Origin of the sequence: Roseateles puraquae, from assembly GCF_002205845.1 — a bacterium.
Classification (GTDB): domain Bacteria; phylum Pseudomonadota; class Gammaproteobacteria; order Burkholderiales; family Burkholderiaceae_C; genus Pelomonas; species Pelomonas puraquae.
Genome location: NZ_NISI01000001.1, coordinates 359,367 through 384,120, shown reverse-complemented (window position 1 = coordinate 384,120; position 24,754 = coordinate 359,367). Strand labels below are relative to the sequence as shown.

General features: G+C 69.1%; 26 protein-coding genes. 16 read left to right on the top strand and 10 right to left on the bottom strand.

Annotated elements, in window-relative coordinates:
• Positions 1 to 4 precede the first annotated feature (4 nt).
• From CDO81_RS01775 to CDO81_RS01760, 4 genes are all read left to right on the top strand, one after another.
• Positions 5 to 1,249, top strand: a complete 1,245-nt coding sequence (locus tag CDO81_RS01775; protein WP_088481438.1) for a DEAD/DEAH box helicase — start codon at positions 5 to 7, stop codon at positions 1,247 to 1,249.
• Positions 1,239 to 1,703, top strand: coding sequence for a CYTH domain-containing protein (locus CDO81_RS01770; RefSeq protein WP_088481437.1), 465 nt, complete (start codon positions 1,239 to 1,241; stop codon positions 1,701 to 1,703). The genes CDO81_RS01775 and CDO81_RS01770 overlap by 11 nt, the downstream gene beginning before the upstream one ends.
• 252 nt (positions 1,704 to 1,955) lie before the next feature.
• Entirely contained in the window at positions 1,956 to 2,474 is a 519-nt protein-coding gene (locus CDO81_RS01765) for a hypothetical protein (RefSeq protein ID WP_088481436.1), read from the top strand.
• Between the two features lie 105 nt (positions 2,475 to 2,579).
• Positions 2,580 to 4,673, top strand: coding sequence for a TonB-dependent receptor (locus CDO81_RS01760; protein ID WP_088482404.1), 2,094 nt, complete (start codon positions 2,580 to 2,582; stop codon positions 4,671 to 4,673).
• A gap of 4 nt (positions 4,674 to 4,677) precedes the next feature.
• Here CDO81_RS01760 and CDO81_RS01755 read toward each other — a convergent pair whose 3' ends face one another.
• Together CDO81_RS01755 and CDO81_RS01750 are read right to left on the bottom strand one after the other, a co-directional pair.
• Positions 4,678 to 5,652, bottom strand: a complete 975-nt coding sequence (locus CDO81_RS01755) for a recombination-associated protein RdgC (protein ID WP_088481435.1) — start codon at positions 5,650 to 5,652, stop codon at positions 4,678 to 4,680.
• A gap of 64 nt (positions 5,653 to 5,716) precedes the next feature.
• On the bottom strand, positions 5,717 to 6,361 hold the full coding sequence (locus CDO81_RS01750; RefSeq protein ID WP_088482403.1) for a DsbA family oxidoreductase: 645 nt from the start codon (positions 6,359 to 6,361) through the stop codon (positions 5,717 to 5,719).
• A gap of 122 nt (positions 6,362 to 6,483) precedes the next feature.
• On the opposite strand from CDO81_RS01750, the gene CDO81_RS01745 reads away from it, so the two are divergent.
• The 8 genes from CDO81_RS01745 to CDO81_RS01710 are packed head-to-tail and all read left to right on the top strand — an operon-like array spanning position 6,484 to position 12,491.
• Positions 6,484 to 7,827, top strand: a complete 1,344-nt coding sequence (locus CDO81_RS01745; protein ID WP_158218134.1) for a hypothetical protein — start codon at positions 6,484 to 6,486, stop codon at positions 7,825 to 7,827.
• 20 nt (positions 7,828 to 7,847) lie between these two features.
• Positions 7,848 to 8,282 carry a hypothetical protein gene (locus CDO81_RS01740; protein WP_088481433.1) on the top strand — a complete coding sequence of 145 codons (435 nt, stop codon included), beginning with the start codon at positions 7,848 to 7,850 and terminating at the stop codon, positions 8,280 to 8,282.
• Positions 8,279 to 9,889, top strand: coding sequence for a diguanylate cyclase domain-containing protein (locus tag CDO81_RS01735; protein WP_088481432.1), 1,611 nt, complete (start codon positions 8,279 to 8,281; stop codon positions 9,887 to 9,889). The genes CDO81_RS01740 and CDO81_RS01735 overlap by 4 nt, the downstream gene beginning before the upstream one ends.
• Before the next feature lie 15 nt (positions 9,890 to 9,904).
• The gene (gene yghU, locus CDO81_RS01730; RefSeq protein ID WP_088481431.1) at positions 9,905 to 10,768 is read left to right on the top strand and encodes a glutathione-dependent disulfide-bond oxidoreductase; all 864 of its coding nucleotides are present in this window, start codon (positions 9,905 to 9,907) and stop codon (positions 10,766 to 10,768) included.
• The gene (locus tag CDO81_RS01725) at positions 10,765 to 11,394 is read left to right on the top strand and encodes a glutathione S-transferase family protein (protein WP_088481430.1); all 630 of its coding nucleotides are present in this window, start codon (positions 10,765 to 10,767) and stop codon (positions 11,392 to 11,394) included. The genes yghU and CDO81_RS01725 overlap by 4 nt, the downstream gene beginning before the upstream one ends.
• A gap of 48 nt (positions 11,395 to 11,442) precedes the next feature.
• Positions 11,443 to 11,667 carry an addiction module protein gene (locus CDO81_RS01720; protein ID WP_088481429.1) on the top strand — a complete coding sequence of 75 codons (225 nt, stop codon included), beginning with the start codon at positions 11,443 to 11,445 and terminating at the stop codon, positions 11,665 to 11,667.
• Entirely contained in the window at positions 11,664 to 11,954 is a 291-nt protein-coding gene (locus tag CDO81_RS01715; RefSeq protein WP_158218133.1) for a type II toxin-antitoxin system RelE/ParE family toxin, read from the top strand. The genes CDO81_RS01720 and CDO81_RS01715 overlap by 4 nt, the downstream gene beginning before the upstream one ends.
• Positions 11,955 to 11,969: 15 nt before the next feature.
• Positions 11,970 to 12,491 carry a DUF4188 domain-containing protein gene (locus CDO81_RS01710; RefSeq protein ID WP_088482402.1) on the top strand — a complete coding sequence of 174 codons (522 nt, stop codon included), beginning with the start codon at positions 11,970 to 11,972 and terminating at the stop codon, positions 12,489 to 12,491.
• Here the strand turns inward: CDO81_RS01710 and CDO81_RS01705 are convergent.
• From CDO81_RS01705 to CDO81_RS01675, 7 genes are all read right to left on the bottom strand, one after another.
• Positions 12,439 to 12,945 carry a hypothetical protein gene (locus CDO81_RS01705; RefSeq protein WP_088481427.1) on the bottom strand — a complete coding sequence of 169 codons (507 nt, stop codon included), beginning with the start codon at positions 12,943 to 12,945 and terminating at the stop codon, positions 12,439 to 12,441. The two genes, CDO81_RS01710 and CDO81_RS01705, sit on opposite strands and share 53 nt — an antisense overlap.
• A gap of 13 nt (positions 12,946 to 12,958) precedes the next feature.
• Entirely contained in the window at positions 12,959 to 13,939 is a 981-nt protein-coding gene (locus CDO81_RS01700; RefSeq protein WP_088481426.1) for a succinylglutamate desuccinylase/aspartoacylase family protein, read from the bottom strand.
• Positions 13,936 to 14,787 carry a PIG-L deacetylase family protein gene (locus tag CDO81_RS01695; protein ID WP_088481425.1) on the bottom strand — a complete coding sequence of 284 codons (852 nt, stop codon included), beginning with the start codon at positions 14,785 to 14,787 and terminating at the stop codon, positions 13,936 to 13,938. Before CDO81_RS01695 ends, CDO81_RS01700 begins: the two co-directional genes overlap by 4 nt.
• A 9-nt stretch (positions 14,788 to 14,796) precedes the next feature.
• Entirely contained in the window at positions 14,797 to 15,684 is an 888-nt protein-coding gene (locus CDO81_RS01690; protein ID WP_088481424.1) for a DMT family transporter, read from the bottom strand.
• A 55-nt stretch (positions 15,685 to 15,739) separates the two neighbouring features.
• Positions 15,740 to 16,921 carry an esterase-like activity of phytase family protein gene (locus CDO81_RS01685; protein WP_088481423.1) on the bottom strand — a complete coding sequence of 394 codons (1,182 nt, stop codon included), beginning with the start codon at positions 16,919 to 16,921 and terminating at the stop codon, positions 15,740 to 15,742.
• Between the two features lie 68 nt (positions 16,922 to 16,989).
• Positions 16,990 to 18,306, bottom strand: a complete 1,317-nt coding sequence (gene aptA / locus CDO81_RS01680; RefSeq protein ID WP_088481422.1) for an omega-aminotransferase AptA — start codon at positions 18,304 to 18,306, stop codon at positions 16,990 to 16,992.
• A 36-nt stretch (positions 18,307 to 18,342) separates the two neighbouring features.
• Positions 18,343 to 19,260 carry a DMT family transporter gene (locus tag CDO81_RS01675; protein WP_088481421.1) on the bottom strand — a complete coding sequence of 306 codons (918 nt, stop codon included), beginning with the start codon at positions 19,258 to 19,260 and terminating at the stop codon, positions 18,343 to 18,345.
• A gap of 282 nt (positions 19,261 to 19,542) precedes the next feature.
• On the opposite strand from CDO81_RS01675, the gene CDO81_RS01670 reads away from it, so the two are divergent.
• The gene (locus tag CDO81_RS01670) at positions 19,543 to 20,565 is read left to right on the top strand and encodes a DUF4124 domain-containing protein (protein ID WP_088481420.1); all 1,023 of its coding nucleotides are present in this window, start codon (positions 19,543 to 19,545) and stop codon (positions 20,563 to 20,565) included.
• 4 nt (positions 20,566 to 20,569) lie between these two features.
• Positions 20,570 to 22,405 (top strand): hypothetical protein, encoded by a 1,836-nt coding sequence (locus CDO81_RS01665; RefSeq protein WP_088481419.1) that lies wholly within the window; start codon positions 20,570 to 20,572, stop codon positions 22,403 to 22,405.
• Here the strand turns inward: CDO81_RS01665 and CDO81_RS01660 are convergent.
• Positions 22,386 to 23,201: a ferritin-like domain-containing protein gene (locus tag CDO81_RS01660; protein ID WP_088481418.1), complete on the bottom strand. Its 816-nt coding sequence runs from the start codon at positions 23,199 to 23,201 to the stop codon at positions 22,386 to 22,388. The genes CDO81_RS01665 and CDO81_RS01660 overlap by 20 nt on opposite strands.
• A gap of 42 nt (positions 23,202 to 23,243) precedes the next feature.
• On the opposite strand from CDO81_RS01660, the gene CDO81_RS01655 reads away from it, so the two are divergent.
• Together CDO81_RS01655 and hslO are read left to right on the top strand one after the other, a co-directional pair.
• The gene (locus CDO81_RS01655) at positions 23,244 to 23,768 is read left to right on the top strand and encodes a gamma carbonic anhydrase family protein (RefSeq protein ID WP_088481417.1); all 525 of its coding nucleotides are present in this window, start codon (positions 23,244 to 23,246) and stop codon (positions 23,766 to 23,768) included.
• Entirely contained in the window at positions 23,765 to 24,727 is a 963-nt protein-coding gene (hslO, locus tag CDO81_RS01650; RefSeq protein WP_088481416.1) for an Hsp33 family molecular chaperone HslO, read from the top strand. The genes CDO81_RS01655 and hslO overlap by 4 nt, the downstream gene beginning before the upstream one ends.
• The last annotated feature ends 27 nt before the right edge of the window (positions 24,728 to 24,754 follow it).

The window sequence follows — 24,754 nt, the reverse complement described above, 5'->3', positions numbered from 1 at the left end:
GCGCATGTCCTTCGCTTCCTTGGGCCTCTCGCCCGCCTTGCTGCGCGCCGTGCGTGAGCAGGGCTATCACGCCCCCACGCCCGTCCAGGCGGCGGCCCTGCCACCCATCCTGGCGGGCGCCGATGTGCTGGCCCTGGCCCAGACCGGCTCCGGCAAGACTGCCGCCTTTGCGCTGCCCCTGCTGCAACGGCTGGTGGCTGCGCCGCCGCGCCCTGGCCCGCGAGCTTTGGTGCTCGCACCCACGCGGGAGCTCGCGGCACAGACCGCCGAGTTGCTGCGCGAACTCGCCAGCCGGCTGCTGCATCGTCCCAAGGTGGCGCTGGCGTTCGGCGGCGTGTCGATCAACCCGCAGCTGATGGCGTTGCGCGGCGGATGCGACGTGATGGTGGCCACGCCCGGCCGGCTGCTGGACCTCATCGATCACAACGGCCTCACGCTGGCCGGTGTGGACTGCCTGGTGCTGGACGAGGCCGACCGCCTGCTGGCTGCGGGCTTCTCCGAGGAGCTGCAGCGCGTACTGGCGCTGCTGCCTGCACGTCGCCAGTCGCTGCTGTTCTCCGCCACCTGCCCGCCAGCCGTGCAGGGCCTGGCCGGGCAGTTGCTGCACGAGCCGGTGCGGATCAGCATCGACGAGGCGCCGCCGCAGATCACGCAGCGTGCCGTGCAGCTGGATCGTGCCCAGCGCCTGCCCGCGCTGCGTCAGCTGCTGCGTGATGAAGGCTGGCAACGGGTGCTCGTGTTCGTGGCCAGCCGCTACACCGCCGAGCTGGTCTCGGACAAGCTCTTCGCGCATGGATTCAAGGCCGGCGCCTTGCACGGTGAGCTCAGCCAGGGCGCGCGGCGCGATGTGCTGGCCGCGTTGAAGTCGGGCGAGGTGCAGGTGCTGGTGGCGACCGACGTCGCGGCGCGTGGCCTGCACATCGACGCGCTGGAGGCCGTCGTCAACTACGAGCTGCCTCGTTCCGCGGCCGACTACACCCACCGCATCGGCCGCACCGGCCGGGCAGGGGCCCAGGGTGTGGCGGTCAGCTTCATTTGCGCTGACAGCCCCGAGAACGCGGAGAGCCACTTCCGCCTGATCGAGAAGCGCCAGGGCCAGCGTGTGCCGCGTGAACGCCTGCCCGGCTTCGAACCCGAGGCCGTGGCCACCGAAGCGCAGGCCACCGGTGGCATCAAGAGCACCACCCGCAAGAGCAAGAAGGACAAGCTGCGCGAGGCCGCAGCCAAGGCAGCGAGCCATGGGCATTGAGATCGAACGCAAATTCCTTGTCGCGAATGACACCTGGCGCGCGCAGGCGCAGCGCGCCACCCGCTTCAGCCAGGGCTACCTGAGCCGCGACCCGGCCCGTACGGTGCGCGTGCGCATCGCCGGTGAGCAGGCCTTCCTGACGATCAAGGGCGCCACCCGCGGCGCCACACGTGCCGAATTCGAGTACGCCGTTCCCCTGGAGGATGCCCAGGCGCTGCTGACGATGTGCGACGGCCCCGTGGTGGAGAAGATCCGCCACCTCTGCCTGTGCGATGGCATGACGTGGGAGGTGGACGAGTTCCTCGGGGCCAATGCCGGCCTGGTGCTCGCCGAGATCGAACTCGAAGATGAGGCGCAGCCCTTCACGCGGCCGGCCTGGCTGGGTGATGAGGTCACGGGCGATGGGCGCTACGTGAACGCCAACCTGGCTGTGCGACCTTACACCTGCTGGTAGCGCCCGCACCGCTGCCACGGGGCAGGCCGGCGCGGGTGCGGGGGGCTGGTCCCTGGTGTGGCGTCTGGTGTGGTGTCGGGGGGGCCACCAGGGGCCATCCCACGTTTGAAGTCGCTGCGGCTGCATCCAGCCGGCCTGCAGCTACGTAAAGAGGCTCAGGGCCGTTTGCCGTCTCGTCACACGAAGGCAATGCCGGATGTCGATGATCCGGCGTTGGCCGTCTGGCGGCCGTCCGCCCGTATTGACACTTTCTTGAAGCCTGTGCACCTCACCCTGTCATCGCTGCTGCGTCGCGCCCGTGCCGGCATCCTCGTGATGCTGGTGGTGGTGTTGCCGCTGCACAGCGTGGCGCAGCTGGCGGCCGGGCTGAAGGCCCACCGCCATGTGCATACCGGCGCTTCCCGCATCGCGGCCGGAGGGCATGACAGCCCGGTCTCGCTGGCCGCGCGGCTGGCGGCCCCGCTGCGCGCGGTGCTCGACCGCCTGCATGCGGCCCAGGACCTGCGCCTGGTTGGGCAGGGCAGCTGGCACGAACAGGGCCTGCACTCGCACGACGGCGTCTTCCACACGCACGATGCCGACACCCGGGACGTGCTCGATCTGCCCGACCCCGGCGATGAAGGCCGGCAGGTGGGGGCCACGCTGTTCCTGGCCTGGCTGCCCCAGCGGTGGAAGCTCGCCGAGGGCGAGGCGCTCCCGCCGGTCATGGGCACCACGAGCGCCTGGCGCGATCGCGTCGTGCCGCCCCCGCTGGCACCGCCGCGCGCCTGACGACCCCCGGCGCCGCAGGCGCCTTGCATGGCTTGTCAGCAATCCGCCTGCCTGGATGGCCGGCGGGAACGGGTGCGCACGCGCGCCGAGTTCACCGAGAACCTTATGCCCTCTTTTCATTTCTCTCGCGGCAGGCCGCGAGTGCTGGTGCTGGCCAGCGCACTTTGTGCAGCCGGAGCACATGGCCAGACGGCGCCGGCCGTCGTTGCGCTGGAGCGCGTGGCCGTTGAAGGTCGCCACTACGACAACGCCGTGGGCAGCAGCGATGCCGCCTCGGAAGGCGTGATCCGCGCCGAGCTGCTGAAGAGCCGCCCCGCATTGCGTCCGGGCGAAGTGCTGGAGTTCGTGCCCGGCCTCATCGTCACCCAGCACTCCGGCGACGGCAAAGCCAACCAGTACTTCCTGCGCGGCTTCAACCTGGACCACGGCACCGACTTCGCCACCACCGTCAACGGCCTGCCCGTCAACATGCCCACCCATGGTCATGGCCAGGGCTATGCGGACCTGAACTTCCTCATTCCTGAACTGGTCGAGCGCATCGAATACCGCAAAGGCCCGTACTTCGCGAAGAACGGCGACTTCGCGGCCGCCGGCTCGGCCGACATCGTCTATCGCCAGACCCTGGACGACAACTTTGCGGCGCTGACCCTGGGCCAGCGCCAGTTCCAGCGCTTTGTTGGCGCGGGAGCCACCACGCTGGGCGGTGGCCTGAACCTGCTCGCGGCCCTCGAAGTGCAGCACAACGACGGCCCCTGGCGCCTGCCGGAGCGCCTGCGCAAGTCCAACGGCGTGCTGACCTTGTCGGGGGGTACGCGGGCCGAGGGGTGGAGTGCCAGCCTGATGGGCTACGACGCTCGCTGGAACTCGACCGACCAGGTCCCTGAGCGCCTGATCGACGCGGGCCGCTACAACGGCCAGCCCTTCGGCCGCTTCGATGCGGTCGACACCAGCGACGGCGGCAACACCCGCCGCAGCAGTTTCTCCGGCGAATGGCATCGCGCAACCGACGCCAGCCGCAGCCGCGTTTCGGCCTACGCCATGGACTACCGGCTGCAGCTCTTCAGCAATTTCACCTACGCCCTGGATCGGCCGGATGACGGCGACCAGTTCTCGCAGCAGGACGAACGCCGGGTCTACGGCCTGGCGGCCAGCCACAGCATCGACCACGCTTGGGCCGGCCTGCCGGCGCGGTCCGAGATCGGGCTGCAGCTGCGCCAGGACCGCATCCGCGTGGGGTTGTTCGACACGGTGCAGCGCCGCATCACCGCCACGACCCGCGACGACCAGGTGCGCCAGACGCAGGCCGGGGTCTATGGCCAGACGTCGGTTGAGCTCACCGCCTGGTTGCGCGCCGTCGCCGGGCTGCGCGCCGACGAGGCCCGCTTTGATGTGAACAGCCTGACCCTGGCAGCCAACAGCGGCCGGACATCGGCCCATCTGCTGTCGCCCAAGCTGTCGCTGATCGCTGGGCCGTGGGCGCGGACCGAGTTCTTCTTCAACGCCGGTCGCGGTTTTCACAGCAATGACGCGCGCGGCACGACCACCCGCATCGACCCCAAGACCGGCGACGCGCTGGCGCCGGTGCCGGGCCTGGTGGCCGCCCGAGGCCTGGAACTGGGGGCGCGCACCGAATGGCTGCCCGGACTGCAGAGCTCCCTGGCGCTGTGGCAGCTCGACTTCGATTCCGAGCTGGTCTACGTCGGCGATGCGGGCGCCACTGAGGCCAACCGGCCCAGCAAGCGGCGCGGCGTGGAATGGAACAACCGCTACGTGCCCGAGCCCTGGCTGCTGATCGACGCCGACCTGGCCTGGACCCATGCGCGATTCGCCGACACCGACCCTGCGGGCAACCGCATCCCGAACGCGGTCGACAAGGTCGCCTCGCTGGCCGTCACGCTGCGCGATCTGGGGCCGTGGTCGGCCAGCCTGCAGTGGCGCTACCTGGGCTCCGGCGCGTTGATCGAGGACAACAGCGTGCGTTCCCGCGCGTCATTGACGACCAACCTGCGCGTGAGCCGGCGGCTGGGTCTGCGCAGCGAGCTCACGCTGGACGTGTTCAACCTCGCCGACCGCAAGGTGAACGACATCGAGTACTTCTACGAGTCGCGGCTGCCAGGCGAAGCGGCTGCCGTGGCCGACCGGCACGTGCACCCGGCCGAGCCGCGCACGGTGCGCCTGACGCTCAAGCTCGGGTTCTGACGCCTCACCAGGGCGCGGCGCCCTCGGGCAGGGGCTCGGTGGGCAGCGCGGCCGGCGCGGGTGCCGGGGTGGCGGCAGCTGCAGCAAAGTCGTGTTCGCCGCCCAGGCCCTCGATCAGCGCCGGAATGAGGCGGCCGAGTTCGCCCGTGGCCAGCGCAAGGTCGGCGTCGAAGGCCTCGTCGCCGCTGACGTCGGGCCGTCCCTCGAAAGCCAGATCCAGGAAGCTGATCTTCTTGATCGCGAACGCCTCCGTCAGCGTGAAGGCGACCCGTTCATTCCAGCTCAGCGCCAGCCGCGTCGGCATCTTGCCGCTGGTCAGGTGGGCGCGAACCTCGTCGATGTCCAGCGGATGGCGGGCGTAGCGCACCACGGGCTTTTGCTCGTCGCTGCCTTTGAGTTCGCACTCGCGCTCGATCTGGAAACCCTCGGGCGTCACGCCGTCCATCAGCCAGGCGGCCATGCAGGCCGCGGGGCTCTCGGCCGTCTGCACCAGCTGCAGGCTCAGGCCCGGGCTGGCCTGGATCAGCAGCGTGATGACCTCGTCGGCCCGGCTGCTGGAGCCGGCATCCACGAAGAGCAGGCGCTCGTTGGGCGCGATCCAGACCTGGGTCGCCGACGTCTTGGTGAAGGCGCGCGGCAGCAGTTCGTGGGCGGCTTGTTCCTTGAGTTCCTTCTTTGCCTTCTTGCCGGGCTTGCGGCCGGTCTGCTCTTCGATCTGCTCGCACAGTTCGTCCACGCGGTCATTGACGACGGAGGAGGGCAGCAGGCGCTGTTCGCGCTTGAGCTTGATCAGCCAGTGGCCGTCGACCACTTCGACGAGGGGCGCGTGCTCGACGCCACGGGGCGGAGCCCAGCCCACGGCCAGGGGCTGGGTCGGGCCGCAGGCGAGGAAAGGTTCCTTGGCGAGTTGCTCGGCGAGCTGGGTGGCGTCGGTCTGCCAGCCTTCGCCGATGCGGTAGGTGATCAGGTTCTTGAACATGGATCGCTTGGGAAACAAGAAGCCCGCCAGCGGCGGGCTTCGGATACGGAATGCCCGGATTGTCTCAGGCTGGCTGCGCCAGCACCTGCCGCAGCAGTTGCTCGAACACCTCGACCGACTGGCCGCCCTGGATCAGGTGGCGCTGATTGACCACGATGGCCGGCACCGCGTGGATGCCCTGGCGCTGGACTTCGGCTTCTGCGGCGGCAACCTCGGCGTCATAGCGGCGGCTGGCCAGCAGCTCGCGCGCGTCAGCCTCAGGCAGGCCGGTCGACGTCGCCACGTCCAGCAACACGGCCGCATCGGAGACATCACGGCCCTCGGTGAAGTAGGCCTTGAGCAGGGCGACCTTCAGCGATCGCTGCGCGTGGGCGCCGAAGGCTTCCCCGGCCCAGTGCAGCAGGCGGTGGCCGTCACGGGTGTTGTAGATGCGGCTGCGCGCCTCCATCCGGAACTCGAAACCCAGCGCTGCGCCGCGCTCACGGATGGCCTGGCGCGTGCCGGCAAGCTGTTCGGGGCTGGCGCCGTACTTCTCGGCCAGGTGCTCCTCGATGTCCTGGCCTTCGGGCCCCATGCCGGGGTTGAGCTCGAAGGGGTGGAAATGCAGATCCAGCGTCAGGCCCGGGATGCGGGCGGCGGCCGCTTCGAGCGAGTACAGGCCGATGGCGCACCACGGGCAGACGATGTCGGAGATGAAGTCGATACGCATGACGCCATTGTCACGGCAGGCCGCCATGACCCCTGCAAGCGGCCGTTTCAACCGTGAAGGGTTTGGGGTTCGCGCGCGGCAGGGGCTGGCCGACAGGGGCGCAGCCTCCAATAATCAGTCGCGTGAAGGGAGACACCTTGTTGGACGATTCGCCGCGTTCGTCGCGCCCTGGCCGCCGAGCGGCGTCGTGGGCCGTGGGCCTGTTGCTGGGCGCCCTGGCGGCAGCCTCGGTTTCTGCTGACGTGGGTCCAGCCGATGCGCCCCCGGAGCCGGTCGCGGGTCCGTCGTTGCGGCTCAGTGGTTTCGGCACGCTGGGCGTGGCGGGCCTGAGCGGCCCTGAGGGTTGGGGCTATCGACGCGAGCTCACGCAGCCCGGACATGCGTCCACCTGGCGCACCGACGTCGACTCTCGCCTCGGTGTGCAGCTAAACTACGCGGCCAGCCCGGCGCTGGAGCTGGTCGGTCAGGTCATCGCCAAGAAGCGGGGCGCCTATGCCGCAGACACCGATGCCTTGGAATGGGCCTACGCCAGCTACCGCCCGGACGCCGACTGGACGCTGCGCCTCGGGCGGGTGAACGTCGACGCCTTTTTGATGGCCGACTACCGCAACGTGGGCTTTGGCTTCCTGACGGCGCGTCCACCGGTCGAGCTGTATGCCCGCCAGCCGACCACGTTGGACGGCGGGGACGTGGCCCGCAGCTGGTGGGTGGGCGATGCGCAGTGGCGCGTCAAGGTCATGGCGGGCACCACACGGATCGGAGACACGAACTTCTCCAAGCCAGGCCGCCTGACCGGTGTGCGCGGGGTGATGGTGTCACGCGAGGAGGGGCCATGGTTCCTGCGCGCCAGTGCAGCCCGCGGGCGGGTGAATTTCGATCTTTCCGGGCTGCAGCCAGCCATCCAGACTTTTGGCCAGCTGGCGCAACTTCCGCTGCCGGACATTGCGGCCCAAGCCCAGGCGTTCAGGGATCGCCTCAGTACCAACAACATGCCGGCGACGTTCACCGAGCTCGGTGCCCGGTACGAATCCGCTGACTGGCAGGCCAATCTGGAGTTCGTGCGGGTGGATGCATCGCCGCTGACGATCGAGAACGCGGCTTACCTCACCCTCGGCCGCAGGTTCGGCGCCTGGACGCCCTACGTCAGCTTCAGCCGGGTCCGCAATGGGCTTGACGCCCTGAACCCGCCAGCCTGGCAGGCGAGCCTCACGCCGGTGCTCGGGCCGAGCACGGCGGCACAGGCGCAGCAACTCGCTGATGCAGCCACCGGGCTCCTGAACGGCGGGCGCATCGAGCAGTCCAGCAACGCCGTGGGCGTGCGCTGGGATGTGCACCCGCAGGCGGCGGTCAAGCTGCAGTGGGACCAGGTGCGCGTGCCCTTCGGCGGTGGATCGCTCTGGACCGGTGCCGACAGCCGCGCCGCCCGGGCGCGCCTGACCAGCCTCGTGCTGGACTTCATCTTCTGAGCGGTGTGAAGGCGACCCCGATGCGCTTGCGCCTGCCGCTCCTGCTGACCAGCCTGCTGCTGGCCGGCGCGGCGCGGGCTGATTTCTATGTGGTCGTGAACGCCGCCAATCCGGAGCGCAACCTGAGCGCCAAGGAGGCGATTGCGCTCTACATGGGCCGCAGCCGTGCGTTCACGAACGGCGAGATTGCGCTGATCCTGGATCTGCCGCGGGACGATCCGCGCCGCGCCGCGTTCTACCAGGCGCTCACCGGAATGACCGTGGCGCAGGTGAACAGCTACTGGTCGCGCCTGATGTTCTCCGGCCAGAGTGTGCCGCCCCAGGCCCTGCCTGATGAAACGGCGATGCTCGCTGCCCTGCGCCGCAACCCCGGCGCGCTGGGGTGGCTGAGCCGGGAGCCGGCTGACCCGGCCCTGCGCACGGTGCTGGTCATCAAGGAGGCCGCCGCCCGATGACCGCGCCGGCCGTCTCGCGGGTGCGCGGTACCCGCAGCCTGCAGCTGCGCTTCATGCTGCTGGCGTTCGCGAGCGCGGCCTTGCTGGCCGTCGTGGCAGCGACGATCGCCTACCACTTCGGGCAGGCGAGGGCGCTGGCCAGCAGCCGCAGCAATGTCGAAGCGGTGGTGGCAGCGGTCGAGAAGACGCTTGCCATTGGCGCCTTTGCGAACGACCCGGTGCTGCTGCAGGAGGTCGTCAGCGGCCTGGCACGCAACGAATGGGTGGACGTGGCTGAGGTCGTGGCACCCGACGGTCGTCGATTGGCCCGGGCCGCGCGTCCGGGCGTAGGCCCCGGCTTGCCGGGCAGCTGGCTGCAGCGGCCGGTGCTGTCGCCGTTTGACGGCAGCGAGCGCCTGGCGCAGTTGCGCATCCAGATCAACGAGGCCCGCGTGCGAGCAGACGCCGACCGGGAGGCCTACACCCTGGCCGCGGCCATGGCCGGGCAGGCGGCGGTGCTGGCCGTCGTGCTCTACCTGCTGGCCGCACGCCTGGTGTCGCGCCCCATCGTGCGGCTGGCCAGCGCCCTGCGCCGGATGCAGCCTGGTGCCGAAGAACGTCTGCAGACGCCAGCGGGGCATGCGCACGATGAGATCGGCGTGCTGATCGCGGGTGCGAACGCGCTGCTGGATTCCAACGAGCGCGCCCTGCAGACCGAGCGCCAGCTGCGGGCCGCCGTGGAAGCCATGGAGGCACAGTACCGCCAGATCTTCGATGCCAGCAGCGCCGGCATCTTCGTGGTGGATGCGCAGGGCCGCCTGATCAACGCCAACCCGACGGTCTCGCGTCTGCTCAGCTTGAGCATGGGCGAGTTGCGCGCGCTGGGGGAGCAGGACTTCATCGCCCGCGTCTTCCAGCGCCCGGAGCAGGTGCGCCAGATGATGGCGGAGGCCGCCCAGCGCTGTGAAGCCGTGTCTGCGGACCTGGAGTTGGCGCCGGTGGGCGAGGCGCGGCGCTGGGTCCACTGCCTGATCTCGGCGCCGCCTGACGGCGGCACGGTCGAGGGCGTGATCTACGACGTGACCGAGCGCAAGACGAACGAGAACGCGGTGCGCCACCGGGCCGAGCACGATGGGCTGACCCAGCTCAAGAACCGGGCCGCGGGTGAGCAGACCCTGGCCCGGCTGGTGCACGAGGCCCGCGAAGGCGCGGCGTCGCTCAGCGTGGTCTGCATTGACCTGGATGGCTTCAAGCGCATCAACGACACCCATGGGCATGCGGCAGGCGATGCGGTGTTGGTGGCCTGCGCCGAGCGCATGCGGGCGGCGGTGCGGCGTTCGTCGGACCTGGTGGCGCGCCTGGGCGGTGACGAGTTCCTGGTGGCGCTGCGTGATGTCGGGCCGGGCGACGCGGTGCTGACGCAGGTCATGACCCAGTTGATCGACGGGCTTTCTCAACCCATCGAGCTGGCTGGCGGCGAGGTGGTGCGCGTGGGCGTCAGCCTGGGTGTCGCCTGCCTGCCGCTGCACGGCGACCAGGCCGCCGCATTGCTGCGGTCTGCCGACGAAGCGCTTTATCACGTGAAGCGCAACGGGAAACTGGCTTTTGCGCTAGCGTTGCCGGGTTGAAACCCGGAACGCTTCATGCCTGACTACACGCCGCGCCAGGTCTGGACCTGGAACACCGCCAGTGGCGGTCAATTCGCCAACATCAACCGTCCGATTGCCGGCGCCACGCACGAGCGTGAGCTGCCCGTGGGGCGCCATCCGCTGCAGCTCTATTCGCTCGGCACGCCCAATGGCGTCAAGGTCACCATCCTGCTGGAAGAGCTGCTGGCCCTGGGCCACACCGGCGCGGAGTACGACGCCTGGCTGATCCGCATCAACGAGGGCCAGCAGTTCGGCAGCGGCTTCGTGGAGGTCAATCCCAACTCCAAGATTCCGGCCTTGATGGACCGCAGCGGCTCCGAGCCGGTGCGGGTGTTCGAGTCGGGGGCCATCCTGATGTACCTGTCGGAGAAGTTCGGCGGCGCCTTCATGCCGGCGTCGGGCGCGGCGCGTGCGGAGGCGCTGAGCTGGCTGTTCTGGCAGATGGGCAGCGCGCCTTTCCTGGGCGGTGGCTTCGGGCACTTCTATGCCTATGCGCCGGAGAAGCTGGAGTACCCCATCAACCGCTACGCGATGGAGGTCAAGCGACAGATGGACGTGCTCAACCGGCTGTTGGCCGAGCGCCGCTACCTGGCGGGCGACGAGTACACGCTGGCCGACATCGCCACCTGGCCCTGGTACGGCGCGCTGGCCAAGGGGCAGCTCTATGGCGCGGGTGAGTTCCTGTCGGTGCACGAATACAGCCACGTCATCCGTTGGGCCGACGAGATCGCCCAGCGGCCCGCGGTGCAACGCGGTCGCAAGGTCAACCGCGTCTACGGCGACCCCGCCACGCAGCTCCATGAGCGGCACGACGCCAGCGACTTCGACACCCGCACGCAAGACAAGCTCGCGCCATGATCACCCTGTACGACTGCGCCACCGCCCCGAGCCCGCGCCGGGCGCGCATCTTCCTGGCCGAGAAGAACGTGCCGCACGAGACCGTGCAGGTCGACCTGCGCAGCGGCGAGCAGCTCGGCGAGGCCTTCCGGCGCATCAACCCGCAGTGCACCGTGCCGGCGCTGGTGACCGACGAAGGTCCGGTGCTGACCGACAACGCCAGCATCGCGGCCTACCTGGAAGCCCGTTTTCCCGAGCCGCCCCTGTTGGGCCGCACACCGCTGGACAAGGCCGAGATCGCCGGCTGGCAGTGGCGTGTGGAGTTCGAGGGCCTGATGGCCATTGCTGAAGCGGTGCGCAACAGCAGCCCGGCCATGGCGGGGCGGGCCTTGCCGGGCCCGGTCGGCTACGCCCAGATTCCCGCACTGGCCGAACGCGGTCTGGCGCGGTTGCACCATTTCCTGGCCGTGCTGAACGACCACCTGGCCCACCGCGACTTCATCGCCGCAGGGCAGTTCAGCGTGGCCGACATCACGGCCGTCGTTGCGGTCGATTTCGCACGCATCGTGAAGGTCAAGCCGGGCGAGGCGCATCCTCACCTGCTGCGCTGGCGCGAGGCGATGCAGCGCCGTGGGACCATGGGTTGAGCGCCACGGCCTGTGGCATGCTTGAGCGCAGATTCTTGGAGGTGCCGCATGTCCATTCCGATCGAGGTGCTGGAGGCCGAATTGCTCAGCCTCCCTCAGGCTGATCGCTCCCGACTGGTGGACAAGCTGCTGGTCAGTCTCGGCCACGACCCGGCTTGGGAGGAGACCTGGGGCGTCGAGGCCGATCGTCGCGAGGCGCGCCTGGCGCAAGACCCGCAGCAGTGGGTGGATGGCCAGCAGGCCTTGGCCCAGGCCCGTGCGCGGCTGAAGTGACGTTTGTCCTCGCGCCAGAGGCTGCCGCAGAGCTGGCGGACGCGACCGAGTTCTGCCGGCATCAATTCGGCCTGGCGGCGGCGCAGAACTTTCTTGCCGGCTTTGAGGCCAAGATCCGGCTGATCGAAACCTTTCCAGGCGTGGGTACGCCCACATCGCGTGGCCGGCGGCTCTATCCAATCGGTCGCTATCCGTTCTCCATCCTGTATCGGGTCGATGGCAGCCTGGTCAGAGTGAGTGCCATTGCGCACCATGGACGCGGGCCTGGCTATTGGCGCCACCGGTGAATGCAGGAGGACCCCATGATCCATCGCGATCGCCTCACGGCGCGGCTGGACGGTGAGTTCGCCGTCTTCTTGATCGGCATGCGCATCAACCGGCCCTGGGCGGTGCACCGCTGGTGGCCGGTGGCGTCGGCCATGCCGAAGATGCTGCGGGAGCTCTACACCCAGCCCGAGCTTGGGCTGCTGAGCCACGAGATGTGGTTCTCGCGAACGATTCTGCTGGTGCAGTACTGGCGCAGCATGGACGCGCTGCTGGCCTATGCGCAGGACCGCCAGGCGGCGCATCTGCCGGCCTGGCAGGCCTTCAACCGGGCGATCGGCACGGACGGCAGCGTCGGCATCTGGCACGAGACCTATCTCGCCGGCCCGGGGCGCTACGAAAACGTCTACGTGAACATGCCGGCCTTTGGCCTGGGCAAAGCGGGCGAGTTGCAGCCGGCGCGAGGTGGCCTGCAGTCAGCCGCAGCCAGGCTGCGGGCTCAGGGCGTCAGCGCACCCGCCACGTCAGGCGAGGACGCCACACCGCCAGTACCACGTTGACCGCGCTCAGCGCGATCAGCAGCCACAAGGTGTTGCGCTCCGAACGAAGCAGCGCCTGCAGCGCCACAGGGTCAGCCGTGAAGGCGGCCAGCATCTCGGCGTGGCGACCGCCCGAGCCCACCACCATGAGCGTGGCCTCGAACACGGTGATGCCGAGCAGCGCCTTCAACCACGCCCAGCCGGCGTCCATGTAGCCGCGGGTTGCGGCAATCGCCAGCAGCCCGCTGACGACCACCACGGCCATCGACGGCACGAGCAGGTAGTTGGCAATCGCTGCAAAGGCCTCGCGTGCGGTGGCGAAAGTCTCAGGGGTGCCGCGGTCGGCCAGGCCATTGATGAAGAGGCAGGCGGCCAGCCCGCCGCCGAAGCCGATGGAGGCCAGCTCATGCAGCACCTTGGCCGCCATTCGCCACAGCCGGCGGGCGGGCAGGGCGGGTGGGGCGTCGGCGGCCATGATGGGGAAGTCTTCAGCCCAGCTGGCGGTCGCTCGGCCGCGCCAGGTAGAACCATTCGGTGCCCGGCTGTGACTTCACGTTCGGGAACACGATGCGGCCCTCGCTCGGCGCCAGCACGGCCTCGCCGCTGGCGCGGGTGCCGATGGTCTGGCCCTTCTCGACGGGGTCGAAGCTGGCCCACTCGCGGGCGAACTGGTCGCCCATGTCCTCGCGGTCGATGACGTCGTACAGCTGCAGCATCTCGGGGGGCTGGCTCGGGCGGTGGGGCTCCACGGCGCTTTCATCCAGCATGCCCAGGAACACGAGGGTGCGCAGGATGGCCAGGCGGGCCACCGATGGGCCGTTCGGGTCCAGGTGCTGGCCGCACTCCAGCGTGATGGCCCAGCCGCCGGTGGAGCGCATGTACTCCGTCGTGCCCACGCCATAGTGCGGGTCGCTGATGAGGCTGGCCCGACGGGAGCCGTCGTGCTCGCGCTGCTGCCGGCGCTTCAGGCCGAGGGCGTAGGTGGACAGCCAGCCCTCCACGATGCGGCCCACACCGAGCTGTGCGGCCAGGGCCGACTCGGTGGCTTCCTGCGAGAAGGGCTCCAGTTCGCCGGTGTTGTTGCGCGGGCCGATCATCGCGAACGCCGGACCGTTGCCCTGGAAGCTGTGCAGGTCGAGGATGCCGTCGTGCTGGGCGATGAGCGGGCACAGCACCCGGGCGATGCGGTCCTCGTAGTCTTGCGCGATGACGGGCGGGCGCAGGTTGCGGTTGAGGTTGCGGTCGCCCTCGCGGCGGCCCAGTTGGTGGGCCAGCGGGTTGACGATGGGCACGCAGGTGAGGGTGCCGCGCAGCAGGGTGAGCTCGCCAGCGTCCAACTGTCGAATGATCTCGGTCATGGCCTGGGTGCCATGCACCTCGTTGCCATGCACTGCGCCGGTCACGAGCAGGCGCGGGCCGGGCGTCAGGCCGGCGAACTGGTGGATGCGGAGGTGAGACGTGGCAGTCATGGCGTGAGCAGGGCGGAAGTCAGGGCCTGGTCGGCCGGGTAGACGCGTCGTGGCAGTTCGGCCGCGGGCTGGCCGGCGCGGTAGGCCACGAGGCGGTAGAGGGTGGCGAAGGCGAAATCAGGCGGCGCCTCGCCGGCGCCCAGCACCAGCTCGCCGCCGCGTCGCACGCTGTCGGCCAGGAACGCGGGCAGGCGCAGGTGATACGGGTTGCGCTCGATCTCGCCGGTGTGGCGCTCCAGCGCGGCAATCAGGCGGGCCGTGTCGGCGATGCTGGTTTGCACGAGTGTGTTCGGGGCTGACTGGGTGGCCCAGAACTCGGTATGGGCCAGCACGGTGTCCAGCCGCGCCCGTGCGAGGGCCTCCGCCACGAGCCGGTAGGTGCCTCGGTGGCTGGGGTTGTCGTCCAGCGCATGCGGTGCCAGCAGGAGGCAGGGCTGCTGCTCGGTCAGCAGCTCGGCCAGCGTCTGCACATGGGCGGCCCACAGGGCGGGATTGCGCTCGGCGGTGTCGTCGCGCACGTCCGACAGCCCCTCGGCGCCCAGGCGGATGCAGCCGAAACCCAGCACGCCGCAGGCATCGACCAGTTCAGCCCAGCGCGGCTCGCGGCGTTCGGGGTTGCTGCCCAGCGTGACGGCCACATTGGTCACGCGCCAGCCGGCCTCCTGCTGAAGTCGCAGGGGCAGGGCGCCGACGATGCATTCGTCATCAGGGTGCGGCGCGAGCACCAGGCAGTGGCCCGGCCGGGCCTCCGGTGTGGGGGGCGCCGCCCGATCTGGCGGATTGCCGAGCAGCGCGGCGAAGCGGTTGAGGTGGTCTCGCCAGCGGGCGAGGTCGGCTTCCAGGGACATCCCGGCATCCTACCGACGCGGCGCGGCTCCGGGCCATGTCGCCAGCAGCACGCCCGATAAGGCCAGGCCATAGGCCAGCGCCTGCAGGCCCGACAGGCGCTCGCCCAGCAGCAAGCCGATCAGCGCGGTGCTGACCGGCAGGAACACCATGAAGACGCCCGCCTGGGCCGCCGGCAGGCGCTTCAGGCCCGCCATCCACAGCCAGACCGTGACGACACTGGCCGTGGCGGCGTAGTAGGCGAGCAGCCCCCAGTCCTGCAGCCGCGGCGTCTGGAAGTCGAAGCTCAGCCCCTGCCAGATCGCCAGCGGCGAGACCAGCACGAGGCCCCAGAGGTTGATCAGCGCGCTGATGCGCTTGGGGCCCAGGCCTGCGGTCAGGGTCTTGCCGATGACCACGTAGCAGCCCTCGCAGAAGACCGCCGCGAGCAGCAGCAGCGCCCCCACCAGCGTGGTCTCGGCGCCGCCCTGCTTGGCCGTGGCCACCAGCGCGATGCCCCCCACCGCGCAGGCGATGCCGGCCAGCACCCGGCCGCTGGGCCGCTCGCGCAGGAAGGCCCAACTCAGCAGGGCCACCGCCGCCGGGATGCCGGCCATGATGACGCCCGCCACCACCGCTGAACTCTGCCGCAGGCCGAAGAGCATGCAGATGGAAAACAGAAAGTTGCCCAGGAAGGATTCCAGGAACAGCAGCAGCCGGGCACGGCCGTCCAGAGGCGCTTCATCGGCCGGCTTGCGCAGCCAGGGGAGCATGAGCACGGCCGCGATGCCGAAGCGCAGGCCCGCCAGCAGGAACACCGGGAAGGCGGCCACCAGCAGTTTGGACAGCCCGACGTAGCTGCCCACGAGGCTGGTGCTCGCGGCCAGCAGAGCGTAGGCGCGCCAGGGAACGGGGTGCATGAGGCGGGGCCACAGAGCGCGCCGACCCCGTGGCCGGCGAGCCTCATCAGGCCGGTTATTCGATCGTCAGGGCGACGAACTGGGTGAACTGCGCCGGGTTGAAGTTGTTGTCCGACACCAGGATCAAGGTGCGCTTGCCATTGACCACCGGGCCGAAGGTCAGGCCTTCGATGTTGTCCAGTGCGAGGATGCTGCCGTCATCGTTCTTCAGCGAGGACAGGTCCATCAGCAGCGTGCGCTTGACGGGCGTGACCTCGCGGCCCTTGATGCTGGTCCAGCCGGCGACGTCGGTCGCACCGCGCGTATCCACCAGGAAGAGCTTGATCGTGTTGCTGGTGGGCAGTTTGGTCAGCGCTGCGATGCCGGGCGTCTGGGCGCCCACGGCATAGGCGCGCTCGATGACGATGAACTCGTGGTCCGACAGGGCGAGCATGTCGGGCACGCCGTTGGTCGCGAAATCACCCGCCTTGGCCGGCGGGAAAGGCACCGGGCCGACTTCATAGACGTACTCCGCGCCGGCCTTGCCGCTGTCCAGGTCGAAAGACAGCATGCGCGCCCGGCTGCCACGGCCAACCGCGGTCGGCAGGCTGTCCTGCGCCAGGCCGTTCTCCGTCATCGTCCAGAGCGTCTTGCCGTCGGGCGTGAGCGCGATGCTCTCGAAGGCGAGGTTGTTGTAGACACCCACGTCGCCCGCGGCCAAGCCGCCTGCACTGCCGCTGGGGTGGTAGTACACCGGCACCGGGAATTCGCCGGCGGGCTTGCCGTCCGGCGTCATGCGACGCACGGTCGGGTTCTGGAAACCGGCGGAACTGCGCTGCCCCTCGTTGCTCCAGTAGATGAGGTTGCGCCGCGCGTCGAGCCGCAGGCTCTCGGGATCGACCATGTTGCGGCCGAAGGGCTGGCCGTCCAGGTCGAGGATGGTGGTCATGTTGACCCAGCTGACCCCGGCGTCGCCCGGTGTGGCGCTGCGGCGGAACTTGCTCAGGTCGAGTGCGAGTTCGTAGAAGCGGGCCGGGCCGCGGTCACTGCGGTCGTCGCTGATGGCCAGGTAGCGGCCGGTGGCCGGCACGTAGTCGATGCTGGACAGCCCGCCGACCGGCACGCCCCGAAAGACGGCGCTGGTGGGCACGATCTGCTGCCCGAGGTAGTTCAGGGTCTGGGCCAGCGCCGGCAGCGAAACCAGGGACAGGGCAGCGGAGAGAGAGGCCAGGGCGGCGCAGCGGGCGATCAACTTCATCAAATCCTCGGGGCGGCACGCGGCCGCACAGCGGCGCGCAGTCTAGTGCACGGCGTCAGGCGGAGGCTTCAGGCCGCACGTCGCAGCGCGCCACGCAGCGTGTCGATGATGCGTTCGATGTGGCTGCTTTCGATGATCAGCGGCGGCGACAGCGCAATGGTGTCGCCCGTGGTGCGGATCAGCAGGCCCTTGTCCCAGCAGTCCAGGAAGATGTTGAAGGCGCGCTTGGCCGGCTGGCCATCGAGCGGCTTGAGTTCGATGCCGCCGACCAGGCCGATGTTTCGCACGTCGATGACGTTGGGTTCATCACGCAGAGAGTGCAGGGCCTTCGCGAACTCGTCCTGCATGCGGGCGGCGCGGGTCAGCAGGTCGCCGTCAGCGTAGGTGTCGAGCGTAGCCAGGCCGGCGGCGCATGCCAGCGGGTGGGCCGAGTAGGTGTAGCCGTGGAAGAACTCGATGAGGTGCTCGGGCCCGGTCATGAAGGCATCGTGGATCTTCTGCTGCGCAAAGACCGCGCCCATGGGCACGCAGCCGTTGGTGATGCCCTTGGCGACCGTCATCAGGTCGGGCGTCACGCCAAAGGTCTGGGCGCCGAACGGGTTGCCGGTGCGACCGAAGCCAGTGATGACCTCGTCGAAGATCAGCAGGATGCCGTGCTTGTCGCAGATGTCGCGCAGCCGCTGCAGATAGCCCTGCGGCGGGATCAGCACGCCGGTGGAGCCAGCCACCGGCTCGACGATGACGGCGGCGATCGTCGAGGCGTCGTGCAGCTGCACGAGGCGTTCGAGGTCGTCGGCGAACTCGGCGCCATGCTGCGGGACGCCAACCGAGAACGCATTGCGCGCCGGGTCGTGCGTGTGGCGGATGTGGTCAACGCCGGAGAGCAGGCTGCCGAACATCTTGCGGTTGGCCACCATGCCACCCACCGAGATGCCACCGAAATTGACGCCGTGGTAGCCGCGCTCGCGGCCGATCAAGCGGGTGCGGGCGCCCTCGCCGCGCACGCGGTGGTAGGCGATGGCCATCTTCAGCGCGGTCTCGACCGATTCCGAGCCGGAGTTGGTGAAGAAGATGCGGTTCAGCCCCGCGGGCGTGATCTGCGCCAGACGCTCGGCCAGCTCGAAGGCCTTGGGGTGTGCCATCTGGAAGGGCGGCGCGAAGTCCAGTTCGGCGGCCTGCTGCTGGATGGCCTGCACGATCTTCGGGCGGTTGTGGCCGGCGTTCACGCACCACAGGCCAGCGATGCCGTCGAGCACTTCGCGGCCCTTGTCATCGCGGAAGAACATGCCGTCGGCCTGGGTCAGCAGGCGCGGCGCCTGCTTGAACTGCCGGTTGGCGGTGAAGGGCATCCAGTAGGCATCCAGCTTGGAAACGTCAGCGCTCATGCAGGGCTCCGCGAAAGGGATGGCAAAGTCTAAAAGCTAATTTGACGGGGTTGTCAGAATTCGACGACGCCTCAGGGTTCCCACCAGCGGGGTGAGCTGGACAAGCAGGATGCAGGCGAGCATGAGGCCGCAGCCCAGCAGGCCGTTGGCGTCCAGGCGTTCGCCTAGCAGCGCATAGCCAAAGGCGGCGGCGAACAAGGTCTCCGACGACAGGATGATGGCGGCGTCAGCCGCATGGGCGTAGCGCTGTGCCACCACCTGCGCGGTGAAGGCCACGCCCACCGACAGCACGCCGGTGTAGGCGATGGGGCCAGCCGCCGCGATCAGGCCGTCCCAGCGCACCGGTTCCATCACGGTGGCCGCGCCGAGCGACAGCAGCCCGCAGACCGCGAACTGGCCGCTGGCCACCAGGAAGGGCGCGCCCATGCGGTCGGCCCAGCGGCCCACCATCAGCACATGCACGGCCCAAGGTACTGCTGAGCCGAGCACCCACAGGTCACCCACGCTAATGCTCAGTTCATGCGCGCCTGACAGCAGGAAGGCCCCGACCAGACAGCCCGCCGCCGCGGGCCACACCGACCAATGTGCCACCTGGCGCAGCAGCAGCCAGGCCAGCACCGGCACCAGCGGCACATAGACCGCGGTCAGGAAACCGGCGTTGGTGACGCTGGTGAACTGGATGCCGATCTGCTGCATGACGGCGCCCAGCATCATGAGGGCGCCCAGACCCGCGATGTGACCGCCATCGCCCCACGACAACGGCCGGCCTTCGCGCCCGAGTCGCCGCCACTCGATGACGGCCAAGGGCAGCACCACCAGCGAGCCCACGAGAAACCGCACCCCGGTGAACAGCAGCGGCCCGACATCGGCCATCGCGCGGTTTTGTGCGACGAAGGCAGAGCCCCAGATCAGGGCCACAAAGGTGAGGAGGAGGTTGGCCTGGATGCGGCTCATGGGAGGGAAGCTGGGGCGGCCCGTTACGCTGCACGTTGCGCTCCAAGGCCGCCTGATGTCAAAGCCGCGAGCATGCCATGTGGGCCCGGGCGGCCCCGGCACGATGGATGCGCGGGACGTTTGGCCCACGCCGCATAGGCGCCCCTCAGGTCGGGGGGCGCGCGACTGTCGGCAAGCGGAAAGTGATTCGGTTTGTGAATTGCAGCCGTTTCGTACTGGGCCCATCCCGCAAAATGGGTGGAAAGCTGCCGCGGCCCTGCCGCAGGCGCGCCAGGGAGTGACATGAGTACGAATTGCTGCGCAGTTGTGGCTGCGCTGACGCTGGCCGTGACCAGCCCGTTGGCCGTTGCGGCGGTCTACAAATGCACCGATGCCTCGGGCAAGACGACCTACCAGGCCCAGCCCTGCCCGGAGGCGAGCGCTGGGGCCCCGTTGAAGGTGGATGCCCAGCCGGCGCCCAAGCCAGCCGGGCCCGCCCGTCCCGCCCCGCCGGCTCGGTTGACGCCGAATCCTGGCTGGGATGTGATGACCTTGGACGGCGAGGTCGCGCCTCCCGCGGCCCCGGCGCCAGCGCTGGAATCGCGAACCGCCACCGCGCCCGAGCGCGTCCAGGCACCGCTGCTGCGTTTGAGCTTTGACCTGCTCAGCACCGACGGGCGCAGGCTGCCCTGGACGAACGCAGGCCCCAAAGGCGGCAATCCACAGGCAGGCCAGGTGCGCGATGGGGCGATGAACGTCGAGGAAGGCGGGCCTGTCGCTCTCGATGCGACCGGGCGCGAGGCCTACACCTTCGGAGGCAACGGCAGCCATTTGGTCTGGATGCCGCGCGGCCTGGGCGGACCTCAGCAGGAGCTGACGCTCCCGGCCAGGCTGCCCCGGATGTCCTGGGCCTCGACCATCGCCTGGGACACACGCGCCGGCGTGCTGGCCTTCGCATCCGGCCGCGGCGACGGGTACTTCTACCGCTATGACACGCGCCGCCATGCCTGGTTGGGGGCCGTGCCGCTGCGCAATCGCAACCTGGTTGCACTGGCGTCCGACGCGGCGAACGGCAGCTTCTTTGGCATCACAGACCAACTGGAGCTTGTCAGCTACGACGCGCAAGGCCAGGAGCAGCGGATGGTGCCACTCGCCGGCGTGCTCCCACCCCATGCGCGAACGATGGCCGGCTCGCTGGATGCCACCCTGCACCTCACCGTCAGAGACGGTGTGGCGGCCATCGTCAAGATCAGCCGAGCCAAGGTGACGCACATCTGGACTTACGCCATGGCCAGCGGCATCGCCCAGCTGACCTACAAGGATTGATTTCATGCACCGACTTGTGACCCTGATGGCCAGTGTGGCCGCCACCCTGATGCTGGCAGGCTGTGACCTGCGCGAACGATTCGTCAACGCGGAAGACCGCATCAATGCAGCGGTGCCGATGGGCATCGATGTTCGCCAGGCGCACGAGCGCCTTGCCGATCAACTCGGTACGACCGGCGGCGATCGGGCGCAGTTGGACAACGCCTGGCAGGGCCGGTTGCGTGCGCGTGCGCTCTCGTGCAGCCCCGACTTCACGCCCACGTGGCGGCACTCCAGCGATGAAGTGCGCGCAGCCGTGGGCAACAAGGCCTGCTTCGCCGAGTTCGATCGCAAGTTGACCCGCTGGATCGGCGCCCAGCGCGTGCGCCTGCTGTTGAGCCAGGCGGCGCTGCCGGTGGGCGAGGTGTCACCATCGCTGACCTTGTCAGGGCAGCTGGCCGGGGCCAGCAGCCAGGCACCCGTGGGCGTGGTCAGCTCGGGGGATGGCTTTGAACTGGTCGCGCTGGACAGTGGCCGCAGTCTGTTCAAGGAGCGTGGATCAGGTGGCACGCTGAGCCTGTCTCCCAACGGGCGCCTGTTCGTGCAGACGCTGTCGGGTGGGGTGTCGCGCATTCGTGCCGTGGAAGGGGGCGAAACCTTGCTGGAGCTCGCCGATGCGCGTTCGGTGCACTGGCTGGCCTCCTGGTTCGTCGGCGTCCGCAGCGCCAGCAACAAGCCGTCCTACCTGCTGAGCCTGAACACCGCCGAGGAGGCGCCTGTGGTGGTCAACAGCTTCGGGTCGCATGGCAACGATGTGCTGCTGCCGGTTCCGGGCAACAGTGGACGATTCAACCTGCTGACCTTTCCCGGGCTCTACCAGCTGGAGGGGAAGGAGGCCGCAGGCAAGTTCTCAGTCACGGTGGTGGCGGAGAAGCCCGGCGTGCAGTCGTCCCTGATGTCGATCGGCATCGGCGCGGGTCGCTTGTCGTCCGACGGCCGCTTTTGGCTGCTGGACCGGTCAGGGTCGTTCCTGCGCCTGGATCTGACGTCTCTGGAAGTGCAGGAGACCAACTTCCAGCCATTGCAGGTGGATACTGCGGTGCCCACGAGCCGGCCGGATCAATTCGTGCTCGAGTTGCGTGCGCCGATGGAAGCCGCCAACCCTGGCGCGCAGACCAAATACCTGTACGACACGACCGCCGGCACGCTGGCACGCCTCGAAGGCGCCGATGCCCAGCGCCCGCTGACCTATCTCGGGGGCATCGGCCGGTTGGCGCGCGTCAGCTCGCCAACCGTCTGGTTGCTCGACAAGCTGGAGACCGCTGCGCCTCAGGCCGTCTCGGACGTCATCAATGCGCAACTGGAAGAGGTCAATCAGGCGCGCTTGAACAAGGTGCAGCTGGAGCAGCAGCGCGTGGCTGCGAGCCCGGCGCTGCAGCAGGGTTCACCGCTGCTGCCTTATGTCCGCGATGCGCAGGTGGAAGGCATTGGCATCTACGAGCCCGCCGAACGCGTGGCGCAACCCGGGCAGTCGCGCAGCACTGGCCGTGTGACGGTGACGGTGCGACGTTCTGCTCAACCTCTGGTGCTGGTGTTGACGTCCTACGAGCCCGTGCAGTGGCAATTGAGGCTTGAACCCGGGGCCCGTCTCGGTGCGGTCCTGGTGGGCGGCTACTACGACTCCACCGTCCAAGGTGCGGGTGAGGCCCGCGTGTTGAAGATCGGCCGTCACTACGCCTACCAGCAGGACAGTGCGGGCTTCGCGGCCCTGCAGCGCGAGGTGGCGCGGTGGGCCGGGCGCCCCATCTCTTTGTTCCAGGGTAACTACCGCGGCAGCAGCTTCAGCGTGGGCGGGCGCTGAGCCCGGTGTCCTGTGCGGGGCCGAGCAGCGCCTGCAGCTCGGCCTCGTCGAATCCCGCCGCCCGGCGTGCTTCGAGGTTGAACGGCGCGCGCAGCCGCGGGGCCTGGTGGCGCTCGGCCAGCTCGGCGTAGGTGGTGATCGGGTCCAGCCCGCGCTGCTCGCACAGGAAGCGGTACCAGCGGTTGCCCGCGGCCACGTGGCCGATCTCGTCGCGCAGGATGACGTCGAGGATGGCGCCCGCTGCGTGGTCGCCAGCGCCGACGAGCTTGGCGCGCACGGCAGGCGAGGCGTCCAGGCCTCGGGCTTCCAGCGTGCGCGGCACCAGCGCGATGCGGGCGAGCAGGTCGTACTGGGTGCGTTCGGCCATGTCCCACAGCGCGTTGTGCGCGTCGAAGTCGCCGTAGTCGAAGCCCAGCGTCAGCAGGTGGTTGCGCAGCAGCGTGAAGTGCGTGGCCTCCTCCTGGGCGATGCGCAGCCAGTCGCGGTAGAAGGCCTCGGGCATGCCGGGAAAGCGCCAGCAGATGTCGAGCGCCAGGTCGATGGCGTTGAGCTCGATGTGGGCAATGCTGTGCACCAGCGCCGCGATGCCGGCAGGGGTGCGCATGGACGGCGGCTTCAGCCGGATGTGGGGCACCAGTTGGGGGCGGGCCGGTCGGCCCGGGATGCCGGCAGGCGCGGGGATGATGGCCCCGGTGTCGACCGGTAGATCGACAGGCAGCGCGAGCGCGGCGGCGGCCTTGGCGGGCGCATCGGCGGTGAGCAGGGGGCCGATCGTGGCCAGGCGAAGGTCGGACATCGGCGCAATTTTAGAATCCGGGGTTTTTCAGGGAGGCCCGCGATGGCGATCTACCAGCTCGACGAGCACATCCCCGATGTGGCCGACTCGGCCTTCGTGGCTGACAGCGCCGAAGTCATCGGCCGCGTCACGCTCGGGGCGGACGTGAGCGTCTGGTTCAACGCCGTGCTGCGCGGCGACAGCGACACCCTCACCATCGGTGCAGGGAGCAACATCCAGGACGGCTCGGTCCTGCATGCCGACACGGGTTTCCCGCTGGTGATTGGCGAGAACGTGACGGTGGGCCACCAGGTCATGCTGCATGGCTGCACCGTTGGTGACGAAAGCCTCATCGGGATCGGGGCGGTGGTCTTGAATGGCGCCCGTATCGGCCGCAACTGCATCGTCGGCGCCGGCGCGCTGGTGACCGAGGGCAAGGAGTTCCCGGACGGTTCGTTGATCGTCGGCGCCCCCGCCAAGGTCGTGCGCGAGCTGACCGATGCGCAGAAGGCCGGCCTGAAGGCCAGCGCTGCCCACTACATCAACAACGGCCGCCGCTATGGCGCTGGCCTGAAAAGAATCCGATGAGCGAATTGCACAAGTTCCTGTTCGATGGCCTGCCCGTGCGCGGCATGCTGGTGCGGCTGACCGACGCCTGGCAGGAGGTGCTGGCGCGGCGCGAGCCCGGCCAGGAATACCCACCGGAGCTGCGTGATCTGCTCGGCCAGATGAGCGCCGCGGCCGTGCTGATGCAGGCCAATATCAAGTTCAACGGCGCGGTGGTGCTGCAGATCTTCGGTGACGGCCCGGTCAAGGTGGCCGTGGCGGAGGTGCAGCCGGACCTCGCCTTCCGCACGACCGCCAAGTGCGTTGGTGAGGTCGCACCGGGCGCCACGCTGGAAGCCATGGTCAACGTCCACGGCCAGGGTCGCTGCGCGATCACGCTCGACCCCAAGGACAAGTTGCCGGGCCAGCAGCCCTACCAAGGCGTGGTGCCCCTGCATGGCGACCAGCGCGAACCGCTGCAGAAGGTCAGCGAAGTGCTGGAGCACTACATGCTGCAGTCCGAGCAGCTCGACACCAAGCTGGTGCTGGCCGCCAATGGCGAGATCGCGGCCGGCCTGCTGATCCAGCGGCTGCCTGTCGAAGGCGAGGGCAATCTGGAGGGGCGCAAGAACGAGGATGACATCGGCCTGTCCGACGCCTTCAATCGCATCAGCATCCTGGCTGGCACCCTGACGGCCGACGAGCTGCTCACGCTGGACGCCGACACCGTGCTGCGCCGCCTGTTCTGGGAGGAGCAGGTCACGCGCTTCGAGCCGCAGTCGCCGCGCTTTGCCTGCACCTGCTCACGCGAGCGTGTGGGGCAGATGCTGCTGGGCCTGGGGCGCGAGGAGGTCGACAGCGTGCTGGCCGAGCGGGGCGATGTGGAGATCGGCTGCGACTTCTGTGGCCGGCATTACCGTTTCGACGCGGTCGACGTGGGCGCGCTCTTCACGCCGGCTGGTCAGCAGCCTGAGGGTGGCGCCGCCTCGACCCTGCAATGAGCGCCTGCCTCATGCGTTGTGAGGATG

What these genes read in the sequence shown, in the direction of transcription:
- CDO81_RS01775 (WP_088481438.1), top strand. Translation starts at nt 5, where the DNA reads ATGTCCTTCGCTTCCTTGGGCCTCTCGCCCGCCTTGCTGCGCGCCGTG.
- CDO81_RS01770 (WP_088481437.1), top strand. Translation starts at nt 1,239, where the DNA reads ATGGGCATTGAGATCGAACGCAAATTCCTTGTCGCGAATGACACCTGG.
- CDO81_RS01760 (WP_088482404.1), top strand. Translation starts at nt 2,580, where the DNA reads ATGCCCTCTTTTCATTTCTCTCGCGGCAGGCCGCGAGTGCTGGTGCTG.
- CDO81_RS01755 (WP_088481435.1), bottom strand. Translation starts at nt 5,652, where the DNA reads ATGTTCAAGAACCTGATCACCTACCGCATCGGCGAAGGCTGGCAGACC.
- CDO81_RS01750 (WP_088482403.1), bottom strand. Translation starts at nt 6,361, where the DNA reads ATGCGTATCGACTTCATCTCCGACATCGTCTGCCCGTGGTGCGCCATC.
- CDO81_RS01740 (WP_088481433.1), top strand. Translation starts at nt 7,848, where the DNA reads ATGCGCTTGCGCCTGCCGCTCCTGCTGACCAGCCTGCTGCTGGCCGGC.
- CDO81_RS01735 (WP_088481432.1), top strand. Translation starts at nt 8,279, where the DNA reads ATGACCGCGCCGGCCGTCTCGCGGGTGCGCGGTACCCGCAGCCTGCAG.
- yghU (WP_088481431.1), top strand. Translation starts at nt 9,905, where the DNA reads ATGCCTGACTACACGCCGCGCCAGGTCTGGACCTGGAACACCGCCAGT.
- CDO81_RS01725 (WP_088481430.1), top strand. Translation starts at nt 10,765, where the DNA reads ATGATCACCCTGTACGACTGCGCCACCGCCCCGAGCCCGCGCCGGGCG.
- CDO81_RS01720 (WP_088481429.1), top strand. Translation starts at nt 11,443, where the DNA reads ATGTCCATTCCGATCGAGGTGCTGGAGGCCGAATTGCTCAGCCTCCCT.
- CDO81_RS01710 (WP_088482402.1), top strand. Translation starts at nt 11,970, where the DNA reads ATGATCCATCGCGATCGCCTCACGGCGCGGCTGGACGGTGAGTTCGCC.
- CDO81_RS01705 (WP_088481427.1), bottom strand. Translation starts at nt 12,945, where the DNA reads ATGGCCGCCGACGCCCCACCCGCCCTGCCCGCCCGCCGGCTGTGGCGA.
- CDO81_RS01700 (WP_088481426.1), bottom strand. Translation starts at nt 13,939, where the DNA reads ATGACTGCCACGTCTCACCTCCGCATCCACCAGTTCGCCGGCCTGACG.
- CDO81_RS01695 (WP_088481425.1), bottom strand. Translation starts at nt 14,787, where the DNA reads ATGTCCCTGGAAGCCGACCTCGCCCGCTGGCGAGACCACCTCAACCGC.
- CDO81_RS01690 (WP_088481424.1), bottom strand. Translation starts at nt 15,684, where the DNA reads ATGCACCCCGTTCCCTGGCGCGCCTACGCTCTGCTGGCCGCGAGCACC.
- CDO81_RS01685 (WP_088481423.1), bottom strand. Translation starts at nt 16,921, where the DNA reads ATGAAGTTGATCGCCCGCTGCGCCGCCCTGGCCTCTCTCTCCGCTGCC.
- aptA (WP_088481422.1), bottom strand. Translation starts at nt 18,306, where the DNA reads ATGAGCGCTGACGTTTCCAAGCTGGATGCCTACTGGATGCCCTTCACC.
- CDO81_RS01675 (WP_088481421.1), bottom strand. Translation starts at nt 19,260, where the DNA reads ATGAGCCGCATCCAGGCCAACCTCCTCCTCACCTTTGTGGCCCTGATC.
- CDO81_RS01670 (WP_088481420.1), top strand. Translation starts at nt 19,543, where the DNA reads ATGAGTACGAATTGCTGCGCAGTTGTGGCTGCGCTGACGCTGGCCGTG.
- CDO81_RS01665 (WP_088481419.1), top strand. Translation starts at nt 20,570, where the DNA reads ATGCACCGACTTGTGACCCTGATGGCCAGTGTGGCCGCCACCCTGATG.
- CDO81_RS01660 (WP_088481418.1), bottom strand. Translation starts at nt 23,201, where the DNA reads ATGTCCGACCTTCGCCTGGCCACGATCGGCCCCCTGCTCACCGCCGAT.
- CDO81_RS01655 (WP_088481417.1), top strand. Translation starts at nt 23,244, where the DNA reads ATGGCGATCTACCAGCTCGACGAGCACATCCCCGATGTGGCCGACTCG.
- hslO (WP_088481416.1), top strand. Translation starts at nt 23,765, where the DNA reads ATGAGCGAATTGCACAAGTTCCTGTTCGATGGCCTGCCCGTGCGCGGC.